A 16037-nucleotide genomic window follows, 5' to 3' on the forward strand; every position below is an offset into this window, starting at 1 on the left:
AACCCATGTCTGCACTTGAAGCCTATGCCCAGGAGATGCCCGACCGCATCGCCTATCGAATGATTCCCTCCGGAACCACGGTGACCTGGCGCGAGCTGGAGCTGCGCAGCCGCAAATGCGCGGCCGCCTTGCTGGACGCCGGCCTGCGGGCTGGCGACGTGATCGCGGTGTTCCTGGAGAACCACCCGCGCTTTTTCGAGCTGCTGTGGGCCGCGCATCGCGTCGGCCTGTACTACACCACCATCAGCCGCCACCTGAAGCGCGAGGAAGCGCGCTACATCATCGACAACTGCGACGCGCGGGTGCTGTTCTATTCGAGCCATACGCAGGCCGGAACGGATTCCGAGAGCCTGGATGCGCGCGGCGTGTTGCGCGTCCGCATGGACGGCGCGGACGCCGGCGCGGCCTCTTACGAATCGTGGATCGGCCGCCACGCCGACGATGTGGCGCTGCCAGAAACCCCGGAGGGCACGGATTTTCTGTATTCGTCGGGCACCACCGGCCTGCCCAAGGGCATCAAGCGTCCGCTATCGGTCGCCAACCGCTATTTCCGGGTGGGAGACGCGCCCAGCAGCGCGTGGAAGGCATTCGACCGCGACACGGTCTATCTGTCTACCGCGCCGTTCTATCACGCAGCCCCGGTGCGCTGGAACATGGCGGCACTGCGCGCGGGTGGCAGCTGCGTGATGATGGAGAAATTCGACGCGGCAATGGCGCTGGAGGCCATCGCCACTTATGGGGTCACGCATTCGCAGTGGGTGCCGACCATGTTCATCCGCCTGCTGCGCCTGCCGCGGGAAGTGCGCGAGCAGCATGACTTGTCCACGCTGCGTTATGCCGTGCACGCGGCCGCGCCGTGCCCGGCCGACGTCAAGGACGCGATGATCGCGTGGTGGGGGCCGATCCTGTACGAGTACTACAGCGGCACGGAACTGGTGGGGCGCACGTCGCTGGGCTCCGATGAATGGCTGACGCATCGCGGCTCGGTCGGCCGGCCGGAGTTCGGCCAGGCTCACATCATGAGCGAGGACGGGCTGAACGAACTGCCCGTGGGACAGCCCGGCGTCATCTACTTTTCCGGCGGCGGTTCCTTTGAGTACCACAAGGATCCGGACAAGACGCGTGGCGCCTACAACGCGCGCGGCTGGGCCACCTACGGCGATATCGGCTACCTGGACCAGGACGGCTATCTGTACCTGACCGACCGCCTGTCCAACATGATCGTGTCGGGCGGCGTCAACATCTATCCGCAGGAAGCGGAGAACCTGCTCAGCACGCATCCCGCGGTGGCCGACGTGGCGGTGGTGGGCGTGCCCAACGAGGAGTTCGGCGAGGAGGTGAAGGCGGTCGTGCAATTGCGCGATCCCGCCGCCGCCAGTCCCGAGCTGGCGCAGCAGTTGATCGCCTATTGCCGTGACCGGATCTCGCCCGTCAAGTGCCCCAAGAGCGTGGATTTTTCCGGCGACATGCCGCGCACCGAGACCGGCAAGCTGCTCAAGCGCCTGGTCAAGCAGCGCTACTGGCCGCAAGCCTAGGCCGCCCACCATGACAGATCAGGAGACGGCATGAACCAGCAGCGCAGACTTTTTTCCGCGGACCATGAACTGTTCCGTGACACCGTGGCGCGTTTCATCGCGGACGAGATCACGCCCCATCACGACCAATGGGAACAGGACGGTCTGGTGCCACGAGATCTGTGGCGTCGAGCCGGCGCGGCCGGCATCCTGCTGCCCAGCACCCCCGAGGAGTACGGCGGGGGAGGCGGCGATTTCCTGCACACCATCATCGTGGTGGAGGAGATCGCCCGCGCGCTGGCCACGGGCGTCACCGGCTTCACCACCCATTCAGACATCGTGGCGCCGTATCTGCTGAACTTCGGCACCGAGCGCCAGAAGCAACGCGATCTGCCCGGCATGGCACGCGGCGACATCGTCGCATCCATCGCGATGACCGAGCCGGGAGCGGGCAGCGACGTCAAGGCGATACGCACGGTGGCGGTCAGGGCGCAGGGCGGCTACGTCATCAACGGCCAGAAGACGTTCATTACCAATGGCTTTCACGCCGATCGCGTGCTGGTGGTGGCCAAGACGAACCCCGGCGCCGGCGCGCGTGGCATCAGCCTGTTCTGGGTCGATACCACGGCCAACGGGTTCACGCGGGGGCGGCTGCTGGACAAGGTCGGTCAGAAGGCGCAGGACACGGCAGAGCTGTTCTTTCAGGACATGTTCGTTCCGGACGAGGACATGCTGGGCGAGCCGGACCAGGGTTTCGGCTATCTGATGAAGGAACTGGTGCGTGAACGCCTGATGATCGCGGTGCGCTGCGCCATGGCGCTGGAGAGCGCACTGCAATGGACCGTCGACTACACCAAGCAACGGCGCGCCTTCGACAAGGCCCTGATCGACAACCAATACATCCGGTTCAAGCTGGCCGATATCAAGACCCTGGCCGCGGCCACCCGCGCCTTCGTCGACGGCTGTGTGCAGCAGTACCTGGACGGCGAACTCGACGCCGGCGGGGCGGCCATGGCCAAACTGTGGGCATCCGAAGCCACCCGCGCGATCGATGAACTGATGCAATTCCATGGGGGCTACGGCTACATGCGCGAATACCCCATTGCCCGTGCCTACACCGACGTGCGGCCCAACCGAATCTACGGGGGCGCCTCGGAAATCATGCGCGAGCTGATCGCCCGCACGCTTTGAGCGTTCTTCTTCGACTTCGACAGGAACTGATCCCTTCATGACCAAGCATCTTTCGAAATCGGTCGCTATTGTCGGCGCCGCCGAATCCGACCTGGGGAAAGTCCCCGGCATGACCTCGCTGGACCTGCAGGCGCAGGCGGCGGCCCGCGCCCTGCGCGATGCCGGACTGACGCTGCAGGACGTCGACGGCGTGTTCGCGCACGTGGACGACAAGTTCGCCGGCCTGCATCTGGCGGAGTACCTGGGCATACGGCCGCGCTACGTGGATTCGACCAGCGTGGGCGGCATGTCCAGCGTCATGCATATCCGCCATGCCATGGCGGCCATCGAGGCCGGCATGTGCGAGGTGGCGCTGGTGGCTTACGGCAGCACCCAGCTGTCGGACGGCACGCGCAAGGTGGGTGGCACGCCCGAAGACATGCGCATGCCGCGCGGCCAGTTCATCACGCCTTACGGGCAATTGAGCCCCATCGGCTATTACGCGATGGTGGCGCAGCTGCACATGCAGCGTTATGGCACGACCCATAAAGACCTTGCCGAAGTGGCGGTGGCGGCGCGCAAGTGGGCGCAGCTCAACCCCAAGGCCTACCGGCGCGAGGACACCTCGATCGAGGAAGTCATGGCATCCAAAATGATTGCCGACCCCTTGCGCCAGCGCGACTGCTGCCTCGTGACCGACGCCGGCGGCGCCATCATCGTCACGTCCGCCGCCCGCGCCCGCACGCTCAAGCGGCCGCCGGTCTACGTGATGGGTATTGCCGAGTCCTTCTCTCACCACTACACGCCGTTCAATACGGTGGACTGGCTGGACACCAATGTGAAGCAGACGGCGGATGCCGCGCTGGCCATGGCCGGCGTCACGAGAGCGGACATCGACGTGGTGCAAATTTACGACCACTTCACGATTGGCGTGATCCAGTCGCTGGAGGAACTGGGTTTCTGCAAACGCGGGGAGGGCGGCGCCTTCGTGGCGGATGGACGCCTGGCTCCCGCAGGCGACTTTCCCATCAATACCTCCGGCGGCGGTCTTTCCTACAACCATCCCGGTCAGTTCGGCATGCTGCTGCTGCTCGAGGCCGTGCATCAACTACGCAAGGAGTGCGGCGAACGGCAGCTGCCCAAGGCTGAGCTGGCCCTGGTGCATGCGCCAGGCCTGGTTTTCTCCTGCAACACCACCCTGATACTCGGAGTCTGATCATGGACCAAGCCCAACGCCCGCTGCCGCAACCGACCCGCATCACCCAGCCTTATTGGGATGCTGCGAAGGACCATCGCCTAGTCGTGCAGCAATGTGGCTGCTGCAAAACGCGCCAGTTTTACCCGCGCGAATTCTGCACCGCTTGTCTGTCGGAGCGCATCGAGTGGATCGAGTCCGCTGGCCAGGGAACCATTTACACCTACACCGTCAACAGGCGCCCGAGCAACGCCGCCCTGAGCGAGAAAGTGCCATATGTCGTGGCCATGATCGACCTGGACGAAGGCGTGCGCATGATGGCCAACATCGTAGAGTGTTCAGTCGATGAGGTCAGAATAGGCGCCCGGGTGCGAGTGTGCTTCGAGCAGGTCTCCCCCGAGATCACGTTGCCGCAGTTCAAATTGGAGGCCTAGTTCCCGCTTTCGGTGGCTCGACAGCGGTAACAACACGGCTCCCCGCGGTAGACTGCGTCAGCAAGAAACACCATCCGTTCTCACAGGGAGCCACGCACAGCATGGACCACGCGAAGTCGACGATTGCCGATTGGGGTGTGCCGGTTGCGACCGGTCTGGTCTTCGCCTATCTGGGCTACTGGCCGGTGCAGGTTCTGGCGGGCTTCAATACGCCCGTGGCCGGTGTGATCACGCTGGGTCTGGCCGCGGCGCTGATCTGGCTGCTGGCACGGCGGGTGGTGCCCAGCCGGCGGGTGGGCTGGGCGCTGGTGATCGTGGGGCTCACCATCGCGGCCTATTTGTTGGCGGCGCTTGCGCCTGCGCTGTTTCAGGACAGCCCGCTACACCGCGACGAGCGCGCGGCGCTGGGTTTCTTCATGCTGATTTTCGGTATTCCGGGCGGTTTGGTGTCGCTGGCGCTCATCATCGTGGGCGTCGTGAAGCTGCGGCGCGGGCGGGTAGTGGCGGGCTGAGGGGCCGCGCCGCAATCGAAAGTGCCACAATGGCGGCCCGTGGGGCAGCCGCAGAGGCAAGCATGAACTTCAAAAGTCTTGAAGTCTTTTACTGGGTGGTGAATCTCGCCAGCTTCAACAAGGCGGCGGCGAAGCTGCACACGACCCAGCCTGCCGTTTCGCAGCGTATTGCCACGCTGGAGCGCGAACTCGGTATTCGTGCGCTGGACCGGAGCTCGCGCTCGGTCAAGCTGACCGCCAAGGGTCGTGTGCTCTACGACTACGCCGAACGATTCATGGCCCTGCACGCGGAAATGATGCACAAGGTCGCCGAGGAGCAGGCCGTCAGCGGGGTGATCCGGCTGGGCGTGGCGGAAACCATCGTGCACACGTGGCTGGTCGAGTTTCTTGAACAGGCGCAGCAGCAGTATCCCAATCTGATCATCGATATCGTCGTCGACATCACGCCGACGCTGCGCGAGGCGGTGCGCACGGGCGAGCTCGACATGGCCTTTCTGCTGGGCCCGCAGACGGATGGCGATCTGGTCGAGACGGCGCTTTGCAGCTATGCGCTGAACTTCCTGTCCGCGCCCACGCTCAAGCTCGGCAAAGAGCCGCTCTCGAACGAAGACGTGGCGGCCCATCCGCTGATCACGTTTCCCAAGCGCACCTACCCGTACACATACCTCCATCAGGAACTCACGACGCCGGATCGCGGTGCGCCGCGCATTTTTACGAACTGGTCTCTGTCGACGATCGTGCGGATGGCGGAAGACGGCTTCGGTGTGTGTGTGGTGCCGCGTCTGGCCGTGCTCAAGGAAGTGGAGCAGGGCAGGCTGAAGGTGCGCCAGACGCAGATGCAACTGCGTGACCTCAGTTTCGCGGTTGCCTATGCCCGGGGCAGCGACGAGCTCGCCAAGCAAGCGCTCGCCCAGCTGGCGCAGACCATCGCCAAAGCCTCCACGGCCGGCCGCAGGCGCCGACGCCAGTCGCCCGCATCGCGCTGATAGGAGCGCTGCCGAGGCACCCACGGCGAGCCGCCCAGGCGGCCTAGGGCTTTCCCCGATTGATGATCGTTAGGGCCGACATCCGGTCGCATGCCGCCCAGGAAGATTCTGCATGAATAACAAAATCTAATCGATATCGATCCGAAATCGGGATTGGAGGTTATCGAGAGCCCACGCTGTAATGGCTGCGCAATGTCGCATTCAGCCAGGAGCTCTCGTGAGCGCAGTCACTCAACCCACCCCCACTTTCGCCGTCGGTCTCGGCGATATCCAGCAGGCGCATGAGCGCATCCGCGATCACATCGTGCGTACTCCGCTGCTGGAAAGCGCGACGCTGAACGACCTGTTCGGCGCCCGCATCCTCGTCAAAGCGGAGTGCCTGCAGCATGCGGGCGCCTTCAAGTACCGCGGCGCCTGCAACCGTCTGCTGCAACTCGACGAGGCGCAACGGCGCGCTGGTGTGGTGGCGTTCTCCTCCGGTAACCACGCGCTGGCGACCTCGGCGGTTGCCCGCAAGCTGGGTATTCCGGCGAGCATCATCATGCCCGCCGACGCGCCGCGCGCCAAGATCGAAGGTGCCCGTGCCAATGGCGCGGAGGTGATTCTGTACGACCGCCAGAAGGATGATCGCGAAGCGATCGGTGCCGAGATCGCGGGCCGGACGGGCGCGGTGATCGTGCCGCCGTACGACGACCCGCACATCATGGCGGGCCAGGGCACGGTGGGTCTGGAGATCGTCGAACAGGCCGACGCCGCCGGTGCGCGCATCGATGCCGTGATCGCCGCATGCAGTGGCGGCGGGCTGGTCGCGGGCGTGGCGCTGGCCGTCAAGAGTCTGCAGCCGGACGTGGCCGTGTATGCGGGCGAGCCGGCCGGGTTCGACGAGCTGGCGCGTTCGCTGGCCTCGGGCCAACCCGAGAGCAACGCGCCGGGTGCGCAGTCGATCTGCGATGCGCTTCAGGTGGTGCGGCCGGGCAAGCTCACCTTTCCGGTCAACCAGCATCTGCTCGCGGGCAGCCTGGTCGTGAGCGATGACGACACCCGTCGCGCCATGAAGGCGGCCTATCAGCATCTGCGCCTGGTCGTGGAGCCGGGCGGGGCCGTGCCGCTGGCCGCCTTGCTGGCGGGCCGGATCGAGGCGCGCGGCAAGACCGTCGTGCTGGTCCTCTCCGGTGGCAACGTCGACCCCGCGGTCTACAGCGACGCCCTCAACAGCTAACTCCCCACACTTTCATTCCCGCACATCATGCTGAAACGAGATTCCAATACCTATCGGCGCGTGGCGCGCACGATCGACGACTTCATGCGCCTGGACTACACCGGCGTGGGCCTGATCGGCAATCTGAGCGATGCCCTGCAGACGCGGCAGCCCGGGCCGGTCTGCATGGGCGCGGCCGAGCGCCTGGTACAGGCGACGCAGGAGCGGCCGGGCCCGATCCTGATCGCCACCGGTTTTCCGGAGGGCGGCGGCGCGCCCGAGACGGATGGTCCGATCGGCGCGGCCCTGCTCGCGCGCGCGTTCTTCCTGGGCTTGCGCCGCGAGACGGTGATCGTCATCGACGAAGACTGGGAAGAGATGATGATCGCCACGCTGCGCGGCGCCGGCTTGGCACCCATGCCGTTCCCCGCGGATGGCGTGATCCGGCCGGTCGAATTCCTGCGCCCGGTGTACATCCGCACCGTGCCGAAAGACGACCGGGGTGCGCATGCGATCTGCGACGCGCTGCTTGCAGTGACTCAGCCCTGCGCGGCCATCGCGATCGAACGGCCCGGGCGCAATGCGCTGGGCCTCTATCACGGCCTGGGCGGACGTCCGCTCGACGGGCTGGTCGCCAATCTCGACTATCTGTTCGAGAAGGTGAAGGACGCCGCGATTCCCTTTATCGGGATCGGCGATGGCGGCAATGAGCTCGGCATGGGCGTGATCGCCGAAGACCTGCCGACGTTCTCGCCCAAGGCGCGCGACACTGGTACGCCCGGGCGCGGCGGCGTGGCGGCCGTGACGGCCGCCGACTGGCTGGTGGTGGCCAACGTCTCGAACTTCGGTGCCACCGGGGTGGTCGCCGCCTTGGCCGCGCTGCTCGAGAATCCCGTGGTGTTCCATACGCCCGAGCTCGAAACGCGCAGTACGGAGCTTTGCGTCGCGCACGGCGGGGTGGACGGTATGTTCATGGCGCCGGAGCCCGCCCATGACGGCATCGCCATGGACGAGTACGCGGGCATGGTCCGCGCCCTGCGCGGCAGCGTGATGCGTGCGCTGGGGCACTCGGTCAACTGGCAGGGCCAGCAGGGCGACTGGAGGCAGCTCAAATGAGCGCGAACACCTTCAGCGCGCGGCTGCGGGCACTGGGCCTCGATCTGCCGGGCATCAACCCGCCGCGTGGAAGCTACGTGCCCTCGGTGCGCGTGGGGGATCTGCTGTTCATCGCGGGTCAGGCGCCGCGCCTCGATGGCGTGCTGCAGTTCGAGGGCAGGGTGGGACGTGACCTGGACGTAGAGGCCGGTCAGCGCGCGGCGCGCCTGTGCGGGCTCAATGTGCTGGCGCATCTGGCCCAGGCCTGCGACGACGACCTCGAGCGGGTGGCGGGTTTCGTGCGCGTCGCAGGCGTCGTGAACTGCGCGGAAGACTTCAAAGCGCACGCGCAGGTGCTCGACGGCGCCTCCAATCTGTTCGCCGACGTACTGGGCGAGCGCGGACGCCATGTCCGCATCGCCACCGGCGCCTCGTCCTTGCCGTCGGGCATGGCGGTCGAGGTCGAAGCCATCGTGCAGCTCAGAACGTGAGGCGCGCGGGCCGGAAGGCCGGCCCGCGCGCTCCGACATAACACCCAAGGGGAAATTCAATGCAAGTGACACTTGACACACCGGTGCGCGCCGCCGATCCGGCGGATCGCAACGCGGTCTATCGCAAGATCGCGCTGCACATCATGCCGTTTTTGATGCTGTGCTACGTGGCCGCCTATCTGGATCGCATCAATATCGGCTTTGCCAAGCTGCATATGCTCAACGACCTGGGCTTCAGCGATGCCGTGTATGGCCTCGGCGCGGGCCTGTTCTTCATCGGCTACCTGATCTTCGAGGTGCCGAGCAATCTGCTGATGATGCGCATCGGCGCCAAGAAGACCATTTCGCGGATCATGATCCTGTGGGGCCTGATCTCGGCCTGCTTCGCATTCGTCGAGACGCCGACGCAGTTCTACGTGCTGCGCTTCCTGTTGGGCGCCGCCGAGGCTGGCTTTTATCCCGGCGTGATCCTGTATCTGACCTACTGGTTTCCGGCGAACAAGCGCGCCAAGATGGTGGCGCTGTTCGTGGGCGCGGTTCCGCTCTCGGGCATGATCGGCGCGCCGCTGTCGGGCGCCATCATTGAGTGGGGCCACGGCGCGCATTCGCTGGCAGGCTGGCAGTGGATGTTCATCATCGAGGCGGTGCCCTCGCTGCTGCTCGGTGTGTTGTGCCTGAAGTATCTGGCCGACAGCCCCGCGGTGGCCGGCTGGCTGAGTCCCGCCGAGCGTGAGCTCGTCGAGGGCGAGTTGCAGGCCGAGCGCGATCTGACGCGTCACGACAAGTCCACGGGATCGCTCAAGGCGACGCTGCAGGACCGCCGCGTCTGGAAGATGACCTCCATCTGCTTCTGCTCGGCCATCTGCTCTTATGGGGTTTCGTTCTGGCTGCCCACGCTGGTTCAGCAGCTCAACGTGGGCGATGTGATGCACGTGGGCCTGTACACGGCCGTGCCGTTCACCGCCGCCTTCGTCGTGATGTACCTGATCGGCCGCAGCTCGGATCGCATGCGCGAACGCCGTTGGCACCTGGTGGGCCCGTTCACCTGCGTGTGCCTGGGCCTGGCCGGCAGCGTCTACTTCCACGGATCGATGGGTCTCGCGCTGCTGTCCCTGACCGTGGCCGCGGTCGGCGCCTACAGCACCACGTCGATGCTGTTCACCATACCGGGCCTCTTTCTGTCGGGCGTGGGCATGGCGGCGGGCGTCGCGCTGATCAACTGCTTCGGCGGACTCGGCGGCTTTGTCAGCCCCTACGTGGTGGGCGTGGTGAAGGACATGACGGGCAGCACCGACAACGGCGTGCTCTTCATCGCCGGCGTGGCGATCGTCGGGGCGGCGCTGACGCTGACCCTGCCCAAGAAGCTGGTCAATCGCTGATCGACCGGACCGCGCCTGTCAGGCGACGACAACCTCGTCGCCCGCCAGGCCGGTCCAGCCCTGGCGCAGGGCCGTCGCGAAGCCGCCCGACACTCTCGAATAGGGGCGGGCGCTCGTCGTGACGCGCGGTCGGGCGCTCCAGGCGATGGGTACCCCGGCCGCCTCGAGGCGGTCGACCAGCGCCTGGTCTTCGCTGCACGCCAGCGCTTCGAAGCCGCCGATGGCGCGGTACGCGCCGGCGCTGATGCCGAGGTTGGCGCCGTGCACATGGCGATGGCCGTCCTGATCCAGGTACGACGCGTCGAACGCGGCGCGGGCACGTTCGGCCAGCGTGCCGTGGCTGCTCCAGTCGGCCACGGCGACGGTGCCGCAGACCACCTCGGCGTTCAGCGCGAGCTGTTCCACCAGCCAGCGTTCGGAGACCACCGTGTCCGCATCGGTGAAGGCCAGCCAGCGGGCGCCGTCGGCCAGTAGCCGCGCGGCGCCATCGGCGCGGGCCAGGCCCACGTTGCGATGCTGCGTGCTCAGCGCCAGCGCCGGCCAGCGCGCCACGCACGCCGCGGTGCCGTCGGTGCAGGCATCCAGCACGACCACCACCTCGACGTGTTCGCCGTGCAGGTCGGGATGCTGGCTGGCCCGTTGCACCGCCGCCAGACAGGCGTCGATGTCGGCTTCTTCGTTATGCGCGGGAATGCAGATGCCGATCATGATGCGCTCCCGCCGGCCGCGCGCCAGACATCGAGTCGGAAATCGTCTTCGTCGTGGGCGATCAGATGCCGCATGCCGGGCAGGGCGCCCGCGCGGCGATGCAGCGCGTCGGTGTCCTGCATGCGGTCGTGGAACGGGCGTTTGTAATGACACAGCAGCCAGTCGGCGCCCGGCGCGAGCGAGTTGTGGCAGTGGTCGAGGAAGGCCGTCAGGTCCGCGTCGGAAAAGTAATACGCCAGTTCCGACACCACGATCAGGTCGACCGTGGCGCCCGGCGTCACCGGCCAGGCGCGCGGAAGCTCGCCTTCCTCTACGCGGGCGTGACCCAGGCCCGCCGCTTCGAGCACGGCACGGCAGCGCGATACCGCGGTGGGCGCGCTGTCGATGGCGAGCAGGTCGTCGCAACGTTGCGCGAGTTCGCGCGTGGTGATGCCGGTGCCGCAGCCGAGCTCGAGCACGCGGCCATAGCGCTGCTGCGGCAGGCTCGCCATCAGCAGGGCGCGTTTGCGGCACTCGTACCAGGCGCTCGCGACCTGCCAGGGGTCCGCGTCGGCGCGATATAGCGCTTCGAAGTCGGTCATCGGAGAAAAACCTCGAACGGACGATGGAAACGGGCCAGTGCGAACGGCGGCAGGATCGGCGGCCGGCCGGTCGAGGCGTCCGCCGCCAACTGGCTGGTGTAGCAGCGCATCGCGCGCGCCTTGGCGTGACGGTCGGCGGGATCCAGCGGCACGCACACGGCGCGGTCGCGCGGCAAAGGTTCATCGGCGGGGTCGGCCCAGTGCCAACCCCAGATGGGCGCTTCGAGCAGGCGGCATTCGCGGCGCGCGGCGACCTCGGCGGCGGCGCGGCCGACGGCTTCGTGATCGGGATGACCATCGAGCCGCCAGGGCGCCACCAGCGTATCGCCGCGATCGACCACGCGCGCCAGGGCCTCGGCGAGCGCTTTCTCGCGCGCGCTCACGCCGCCGTCGGGGATGGCCAGACGCACGCGGCTGGCGAAGACGCCGAGGGTGGCCAACGCCGCGCTGCTCTCGTCGGCGCGCGCCTGGCGCAGCCGTTCGGACGGCCACTGCGTGGAGCCGGGGTGACTCGCCTCGCCATCGGTGACGGCCCAGACGCGCACGGCCACGCCCAGCCGCACCGCGCGGCGCATCAGGCCCGCGCAGGCCAGGACTTCGTCATCGGGATGCGGGGCGAGCACATGCAGGGTGTCGCTGCCGGCCAGCAACTCGGCCGGGTCGGCTTCCGGCAGCGCATGGCGCTGAAACCAGTCCGCCCAGGCGGTCTCGGTGGTGCCTTCTCCGGCGATGTGCCGGGGGTTCGCTAGAGCCGCCACGGTGAGGACCCCGCGGGACGCAGCAATTCTTGCGCATGGGTGGCGAGGTCGCGCTCGGCGTGGCTCTGGCGCACGAAGACGGGCAGATCGGCCACGCGGCGCGCAAAATCGGCGTCTTTGCAGAACGGGCTCGCGCCCAGCGCGCGCCCGGCATGCCATTGCACTTTATCGACCACGGCTTCGACGGCCAGGCGCGCGCGCCGGATCGAACGGGTGCAGCTCTCGCGCGGGTGGGCGTCGATGTCGCTGGCGGCGGCGCGCAGCGCGTTGGCGCCCTGGGCGAGCGCCACGTCGATCGCGCCGAGATGGGCGAGGGCGTGCGGGTCTTCGCCGCGCCGGCGCGCGGCTTCCAGAACGGGATCGGCGATGGCGCTCGCTGCGCCGTACCAGCACGCCGCGATGCCGGCGGCGCCGTGCATGAATCCCGGGCGGTCTACATAGGCGCCAGGCGCGCCGACCGCGCGCGCGGTGGCGTTGTCGAACACGACGTCGACACTTTCGGTGGCCGACATGCCGGTGGCATGCCAGCCTTGATCGGTAATATGCACACCCGGCTGGCTCATGCTTACCGCCGCCAGGCGCGGTTGCTCGCCGTCCCACACACTGATCAAGGCATGACTCACGCGGCGCGCGCCCGAGCACCAGGCCTTGGCGCCTTGCAGGTTCAGCAGCGTGCCGTCGCCGGTGGGCGTGGCGCGGACGCGATGCGTCGGCGGCTCGGCACACCACACGGCCCAGAAGCCATCGGGCGCTTCACCGCCTTCGAGCTCGTGCAGGATGGCCAGCGCATCGGTATGGCTTTCGTAGAGCTTGGCCAGACTCAGGTCGTGGCGTGCCACGGTGGCCAGGATCTGCCAACGCAGCAGCGTGGCGCCGGCGCCGGGCAGGGGCAGGCGGTCGTAGCCCGCCGCGCGCATGGCGAGCAGGGCCTCGTCCAGCGCGTCCGGAAAGACGTAGGCGTCGAGCAGGGTGTCCAGCCGCGCGGTATCGATCGCGACCGCGGGTGCAGAAATGTCACTCATGGTGTGGGATAAGGCAGGCAGGAATACGGGCAATGGACCAACAAAAGGGGTGATCGCGGGCAGGCCGGGATCACCCCGGAATCGGTCAGGCGGCTCGCTTTCCACCTGGCCGATCCGTCAGACTAGGGTGCCGCCCGGGGGGCGGAGCGACGCCCTCGTCTCAAGCTCAGGTCGAAGCCTTGAAGCGGTCGCGCAGATCCCGGATCTGATCGTGATTGCGCAGCACGCCCTGGTACTGGCGTTCGACGATCACACGCACGTCTTCGGGCAGGGTTTCCTTCAGGGCCTTGGTGTATTCGGCCTTGGCGACGTCTTCGCCACGCTCGCACTCTTCGAGAATGGCCAGGTCGGTACGACCGGCCACGGCGGCCTTCAGGTTGACCCAGCCGCGGTGCACGGCGCCGGCGACGGTGCCGCTGTCTTCGGGCTTGCCGCCCAGACGGGTCACCACGGTTTGCAGCTCGGCCGCGCCGGAAGCGCAGTCACGGGCGCGGGCGGAGAACAGGGCCTGCAGCTCGGGATTCTTGGTATCGCCGGCAGCCGCTTCGAAGCCTTTCTCGCCGTTCTTCGAGACCTCGATCAGGTCGTTCAGCACATCGATGACTTTGTCAGCCATGGTCTATCTCCTTGTAGGGTCCAGCAAGCAGTCCAAGCGCCACTTGTCATGGAATCCATTAGCACGTGGCGTGCCTGACCCCTCCGGTTACAGGCTCCGCGTGCCAGCGCGGGGGGCAAAGCCGGTACGATGGTCGTTTCGCCCTCGGCGCGCGCGGCAGTCCGCCGCGTGCCCGCCGGGGCTCACGCAGAGGAGAATCGACAATGGATTTCGGAATCGCCGGTAAGTGGGCGTTGGTGTGCGGCGCGAGCAAAGGCCTGGGTTACGGCTGCGCCGAGGCGCTGGTGCAGGCGGGCGTTCATGTGGTGATCAACGCGCGCGATCCCGCCGTGCTGGCGCAGGCGCGCCAGCGGCTCGAGGCGCTGGGCAGTGCGAACGGCCGGCCCGTGCAGGTGCTGGCCGCGGCGGCCGACATCACCACGCCCGAGGGCCGTGCCACCGTGTTCGAGGTGGCGGGCGGCCCTGGGCTGGATTTCGACATCGTCGTCACGAACGCCGGCGGCCCGCCCCCGGGTGACTTTCGCGAATGGGATCGCGACGCCTGGGTCAAGGCGGTGGACGCGAACATGCTCACGCCGATCGAGCTGATCAAGGCGACCGTCGACCGCATGGCGGCGCGCGGCTACGGCCGCATCGTCAACATCACCTCGAGCTCGGTGAAGTCGCCGATCAATATCCTGGGTCTGTCCAACGGGGCACGCAGCGGCCTGACGGGCTTCGTGGCGGGGCTGGCCCGCACCGAGATCGCCGCCAAGGGCGTGACCATCAACAACATTCTGCCGGGCAAGTTCGACACCGACCGGCTGGCCTCGTCGCGTGCATTCGCCGCCAAGAAATCGGGCAAGAGCGAAGAGCAGGTCGCTTCGGAGCAGAAGCAGGACATCCCGGCGCGCCGCTTCGGCACGCCCGCGGAGTTCGGCGCGCTGTGCGCGTTCCTGTGCAGCAAGCAGGCGGCCTACATCACCGGCCAGAACCTGCTGATCGACGGCGGGATGTACCCCGGCACGTACTGATCGTGCTTGCCGCGCGCCGGACCGGCGCGCGGCTTACTCAATGCGCCCGGGGCCGCGGCTCCAGGCGCTCGCCGGTCTGCGGCAGGCCCTTGCGGCGCTCCAGCGTCACGGCCCACAGCCAAAGCGGCATGCTCGCGATCGCGAGCAGGCTGCCGACCCAGCCGGTCGAGGTCCAGCCGAAGCCGGCGGCAATCGCCAGCCCGCCCAGGAACGGGCCCAGCGCATTGGCGAAATTGAAGGCCGAGTGATTGAGCGCGGCGGCCAGCCCCTGCGCGTCGCCGGCCACGTCCATCAGCCGCGTTTGCAACACGGTGCCGAGCGCGCCGCCCACGCCCACCAGGAACACATTCAGCGAGATGAGCCAGATGTTGTCGGCCATCAGCGGGAAGAGGGCGAGCACGACCGCCGACCACAGGAGCAGCAGCCCGGCCGTGCGCATCACCGCGCGGTCGGCGAAGATCGGCACGATCATATTGCCCACGGTCAGCCCCACGCCGAAGACGCTGAGCACCAGCGGCACGGTGGCTGGCGAGACCTGCGTCACCGCCGTCAGCGTATCGGCCAGATAGGTGTAGATCGAAAACAGGCCGCCAAAGCCGACCGCGCCGATCGCCAGCGTGATCCAGACCTGGCCGCGCTTGAGCGCGCTCAGTTCGCGCAGCGGGCTGGCATGCGGGTCCGCCGGCGAGTCGGGGGCATACAGCCGCACGCTGATCATGGTGAGGATCGCGAGCAGCGACACGAGGCCGAAACTCCAGCGCCAGCCGATCACCTGACCCAGCCAGTTGGCCATCGGCACGCCGACGATGGTGGCGACCGTGAGGCCGAGGAACACCCGGCCCACGGCCATGGTGCGGCGGTTGGCGGGCACCAGCGAGCTCGCCACCAGCGATGCGATACCGAAGTACGCGCCGTGAGGCAGGCCGCTCAAAAAGCGGAAGAACAGCATCCAGTGATAGTTGGGCGCGATCGCGCTCAGACCGTTGCCGAGCGCGAACAGCGCCATCAGGGCGATCAGCAGACGGCGGCGCGGCATGCGCGCGCCCAGCACGGCCAGCACCGGTGCGCCCACGACCACGCCGAGCGCGTAGGCGCTGATGACGTGGCCGGCGGTCGGCGCGTCGATGCCCAGCGATTGGGCGAAGTAGGGCAGCAGGCTCATCGTGGCGAATTCGGTGGTGCCGATCGCGAAGCTGCCGACGGCAAGCGCCAGGAGCACCAGGCCGGGCCGGTGCTGATAAGAAGAGGTGTACGACATGGGAATCAGAGATGAACAACGGGTTGCTGCGGTGCAGCAGCCACATTGTACGTAGGGGCAGCTGTCATTCAGGTGACGGCAGCGAGATTACGGGTGCGAGCCCCGTG

The 16037-nt window shown here is 67.3% G+C and carries 17 protein-coding genes; 11 read left to right on the forward strand and 6 right to left on the reverse strand.

All coding sequences use genetic code 11. The features are described from left to right. Positions 1 to 5 precede the first annotated feature (5 nt). From CEK29_RS12440 to CEK29_RS12485, 10 genes are all read left to right on the forward strand, one after another. On the forward strand, positions 6 to 1535 hold the full coding sequence (locus CEK29_RS12440; RefSeq protein ID WP_094858288.1) for an AMP-binding protein: 1530 nt from the start codon (positions 6 to 8) through the stop codon (positions 1533 to 1535). Between the two features lie 30 nt (positions 1536 to 1565). After that, on the forward strand, positions 1566 to 2705 hold the full coding sequence (locus CEK29_RS12445) for an acyl-CoA dehydrogenase family protein (protein ID WP_094858289.1): 1140 nt from the start codon (positions 1566 to 1568) through the stop codon (positions 2703 to 2705). 37 nt (positions 2706 to 2742) lie between these two features. Beyond that, positions 2743 to 3900 (forward strand): acetyl-CoA acetyltransferase, encoded by a 1158-nt coding sequence (locus CEK29_RS12450; RefSeq protein WP_094858290.1) that lies wholly within the window; start codon positions 2743 to 2745, stop codon positions 3898 to 3900. A 2-nt stretch (positions 3901 to 3902) separates the two neighbouring features. Beyond that, positions 3903 to 4313 carry a Zn-ribbon domain-containing OB-fold protein gene (locus CEK29_RS12455; protein WP_094858291.1) on the forward strand — a complete coding sequence of 137 codons (411 nt, stop codon included), beginning with the start codon at positions 3903 to 3905 and terminating at the stop codon, positions 4311 to 4313. A 101-nt stretch (positions 4314 to 4414) separates the two neighbouring features. Beyond that, positions 4415 to 4825: a hypothetical protein gene (locus CEK29_RS12460; RefSeq protein WP_094858292.1), complete on the forward strand. Its 411-nt coding sequence runs from the start codon at positions 4415 to 4417 to the stop codon at positions 4823 to 4825. Between the two features lie 62 nt (positions 4826 to 4887). After that, positions 4888 to 5811 carry a LysR family transcriptional regulator gene (locus CEK29_RS12465; RefSeq protein WP_094858293.1) on the forward strand — a complete coding sequence of 308 codons (924 nt, stop codon included), beginning with the start codon at positions 4888 to 4890 and terminating at the stop codon, positions 5809 to 5811. Positions 5812 to 6028: 217 nt separating this feature from the next. Next, entirely contained in the window at positions 6029 to 7030 is a 1002-nt protein-coding gene (locus tag CEK29_RS12470) for a threonine ammonia-lyase (protein ID WP_249279024.1), read from the forward strand. A gap of 27 nt (positions 7031 to 7057) precedes the next feature. After that, entirely contained in the window at positions 7058 to 8125 is a 1068-nt protein-coding gene (locus CEK29_RS12475) for a DUF4392 domain-containing protein (protein ID WP_176456895.1), read from the forward strand. Beyond that, positions 8122 to 8595 (forward strand): RidA family protein, encoded by a 474-nt coding sequence (locus CEK29_RS12480; protein ID WP_094858294.1) that lies wholly within the window; start codon positions 8122 to 8124, stop codon positions 8593 to 8595. The genes CEK29_RS12475 and CEK29_RS12480 overlap by 4 nt, the downstream gene beginning before the upstream one ends. 59 nt (positions 8596 to 8654) lie before the next feature. Then, positions 8655 to 9974 (forward strand): MFS transporter, encoded by a 1320-nt coding sequence (locus tag CEK29_RS12485; RefSeq protein WP_217903879.1) that lies wholly within the window; start codon positions 8655 to 8657, stop codon positions 9972 to 9974. An 18-nt stretch (positions 9975 to 9992) separates the two neighbouring features. Here the strand turns inward: CEK29_RS12485 and CEK29_RS12490 are convergent, their stop codons facing one another. The 5 genes from CEK29_RS12490 to CEK29_RS12510 all read right to left on the reverse strand — a co-directional run bounded on the left by CEK29_RS12490 (position 9993) and on the right by CEK29_RS12510 (position 13659). Further along, a complete protein-coding gene (locus CEK29_RS12490) occupies positions 9993 to 10682 on the reverse strand; it encodes a glycosyltransferase (protein WP_094858295.1) in 690 nt (229 codons plus the stop codon). Continuing rightward, positions 10679 to 11263 (reverse strand): class I SAM-dependent DNA methyltransferase, encoded by a 585-nt coding sequence (locus CEK29_RS12495; protein WP_094800012.1) that lies wholly within the window; start codon positions 11261 to 11263, stop codon positions 10679 to 10681. The genes CEK29_RS12490 and CEK29_RS12495 overlap by 4 nt, the downstream gene beginning before the upstream one ends. After that, on the reverse strand, positions 11260 to 12021 hold the full coding sequence (locus CEK29_RS12500) for a PIG-L deacetylase family protein (RefSeq protein WP_170948445.1): 762 nt from the start codon (positions 12019 to 12021) through the stop codon (positions 11260 to 11262). The genes CEK29_RS12495 and CEK29_RS12500 overlap by 4 nt, the downstream gene beginning before the upstream one ends. Beyond that, entirely contained in the window at positions 12009 to 13043 is a 1035-nt protein-coding gene (locus CEK29_RS12505; protein ID WP_217903880.1) for an acyl-CoA dehydrogenase family protein, read from the reverse strand. Before CEK29_RS12505 ends, CEK29_RS12500 begins: the two co-directional genes overlap by 13 nt. A 166-nt stretch (positions 13044 to 13209) precedes the next feature. After that, positions 13210 to 13659, reverse strand: a complete 450-nt coding sequence (locus CEK29_RS12510) for a PA2169 family four-helix-bundle protein (RefSeq protein ID WP_094800011.1) — start codon at positions 13657 to 13659, stop codon at positions 13210 to 13212. Positions 13660 to 13862: 203 nt separating this feature from the next. On the opposite strand from CEK29_RS12510, the gene CEK29_RS12515 reads away from it, so the two are divergent. Beyond that, complete coding sequence (locus CEK29_RS12515; RefSeq protein ID WP_094858296.1) at positions 13863 to 14672, forward strand: SDR family oxidoreductase; 810 nt, start codon at positions 13863 to 13865, stop codon at positions 14670 to 14672. A 37-nt stretch (positions 14673 to 14709) separates the two neighbouring features. Here CEK29_RS12515 and CEK29_RS12520 read toward each other — a convergent pair whose 3' ends face one another. Then, on the reverse strand, positions 14710 to 15930 hold the full coding sequence (locus tag CEK29_RS12520) for an MFS transporter (protein WP_094800009.1): 1221 nt from the start codon (positions 15928 to 15930) through the stop codon (positions 14710 to 14712). Positions 15931 to 16037: the final 107 nt, after the last annotated feature.

It is taken from the genome of Bordetella genomosp. 5 (assembly GCF_002261475.1).
In the GTDB taxonomy this organism is placed as follows: Bacteria; Pseudomonadota; Gammaproteobacteria; order Burkholderiales; family Burkholderiaceae_B; genus Bordetella.

Excerpts from the sequence above, each read along its gene's own strand:
- CEK29_RS12485 (WP_217903879.1), top strand. The coding sequence starts at position 8,655 with ATGCAAGTGACACTTGACACACCGGTGCGCGCCGCCGATCCGGCGGAT.
- CEK29_RS12455 (WP_094858291.1), top strand. The coding sequence starts at position 3,903 with ATGGACCAAGCCCAACGCCCGCTGCCGCAACCGACCCGCATCACCCAG.
- CEK29_RS12475 (WP_176456895.1), top strand. The coding sequence starts at position 7,058 with ATGCTGAAACGAGATTCCAATACCTATCGGCGCGTGGCGCGCACGATC.
- CEK29_RS12505 (WP_217903880.1), bottom strand. The coding sequence starts at position 13,043 with ATGAGTGACATTTCTGCACCCGCGGTCGCGATCGATACCGCGCGGCTG.
- CEK29_RS12515 (WP_094858296.1), top strand. The coding sequence starts at position 13,863 with ATGGATTTCGGAATCGCCGGTAAGTGGGCGTTGGTGTGCGGCGCGAGC.
- CEK29_RS12520 (WP_094800009.1), bottom strand. The coding sequence starts at position 15,930 with ATGTCGTACACCTCTTCTTATCAGCACCGGCCCGGCCTGGTGCTCCTG.
- CEK29_RS12445 (WP_094858289.1), top strand. The coding sequence starts at position 1,566 with ATGAACCAGCAGCGCAGACTTTTTTCCGCGGACCATGAACTGTTCCGT.
- CEK29_RS12495 (WP_094800012.1), bottom strand. The coding sequence starts at position 11,263 with ATGACCGACTTCGAAGCGCTATATCGCGCCGACGCGGACCCCTGGCAG.
- CEK29_RS12465 (WP_094858293.1), top strand. The coding sequence starts at position 4,888 with ATGAACTTCAAAAGTCTTGAAGTCTTTTACTGGGTGGTGAATCTCGCC.
- CEK29_RS12490 (WP_094858295.1), bottom strand. The coding sequence starts at position 10,682 with ATGATCGGCATCTGCATTCCCGCGCATAACGAAGAAGCCGACATCGAC.
- CEK29_RS12450 (WP_094858290.1), top strand. The coding sequence starts at position 2,743 with ATGACCAAGCATCTTTCGAAATCGGTCGCTATTGTCGGCGCCGCCGAA.
- CEK29_RS12480 (WP_094858294.1), top strand. The coding sequence starts at position 8,122 with ATGAGCGCGAACACCTTCAGCGCGCGGCTGCGGGCACTGGGCCTCGAT.
- CEK29_RS12440 (WP_094858288.1), top strand. The coding sequence starts at position 6 with ATGTCTGCACTTGAAGCCTATGCCCAGGAGATGCCCGACCGCATCGCC.
- CEK29_RS12510 (WP_094800011.1), bottom strand. The coding sequence starts at position 13,659 with ATGGCTGACAAAGTCATCGATGTGCTGAACGACCTGATCGAGGTCTCG.
- CEK29_RS12460 (WP_094858292.1), top strand. The coding sequence starts at position 4,415 with ATGGACCACGCGAAGTCGACGATTGCCGATTGGGGTGTGCCGGTTGCG.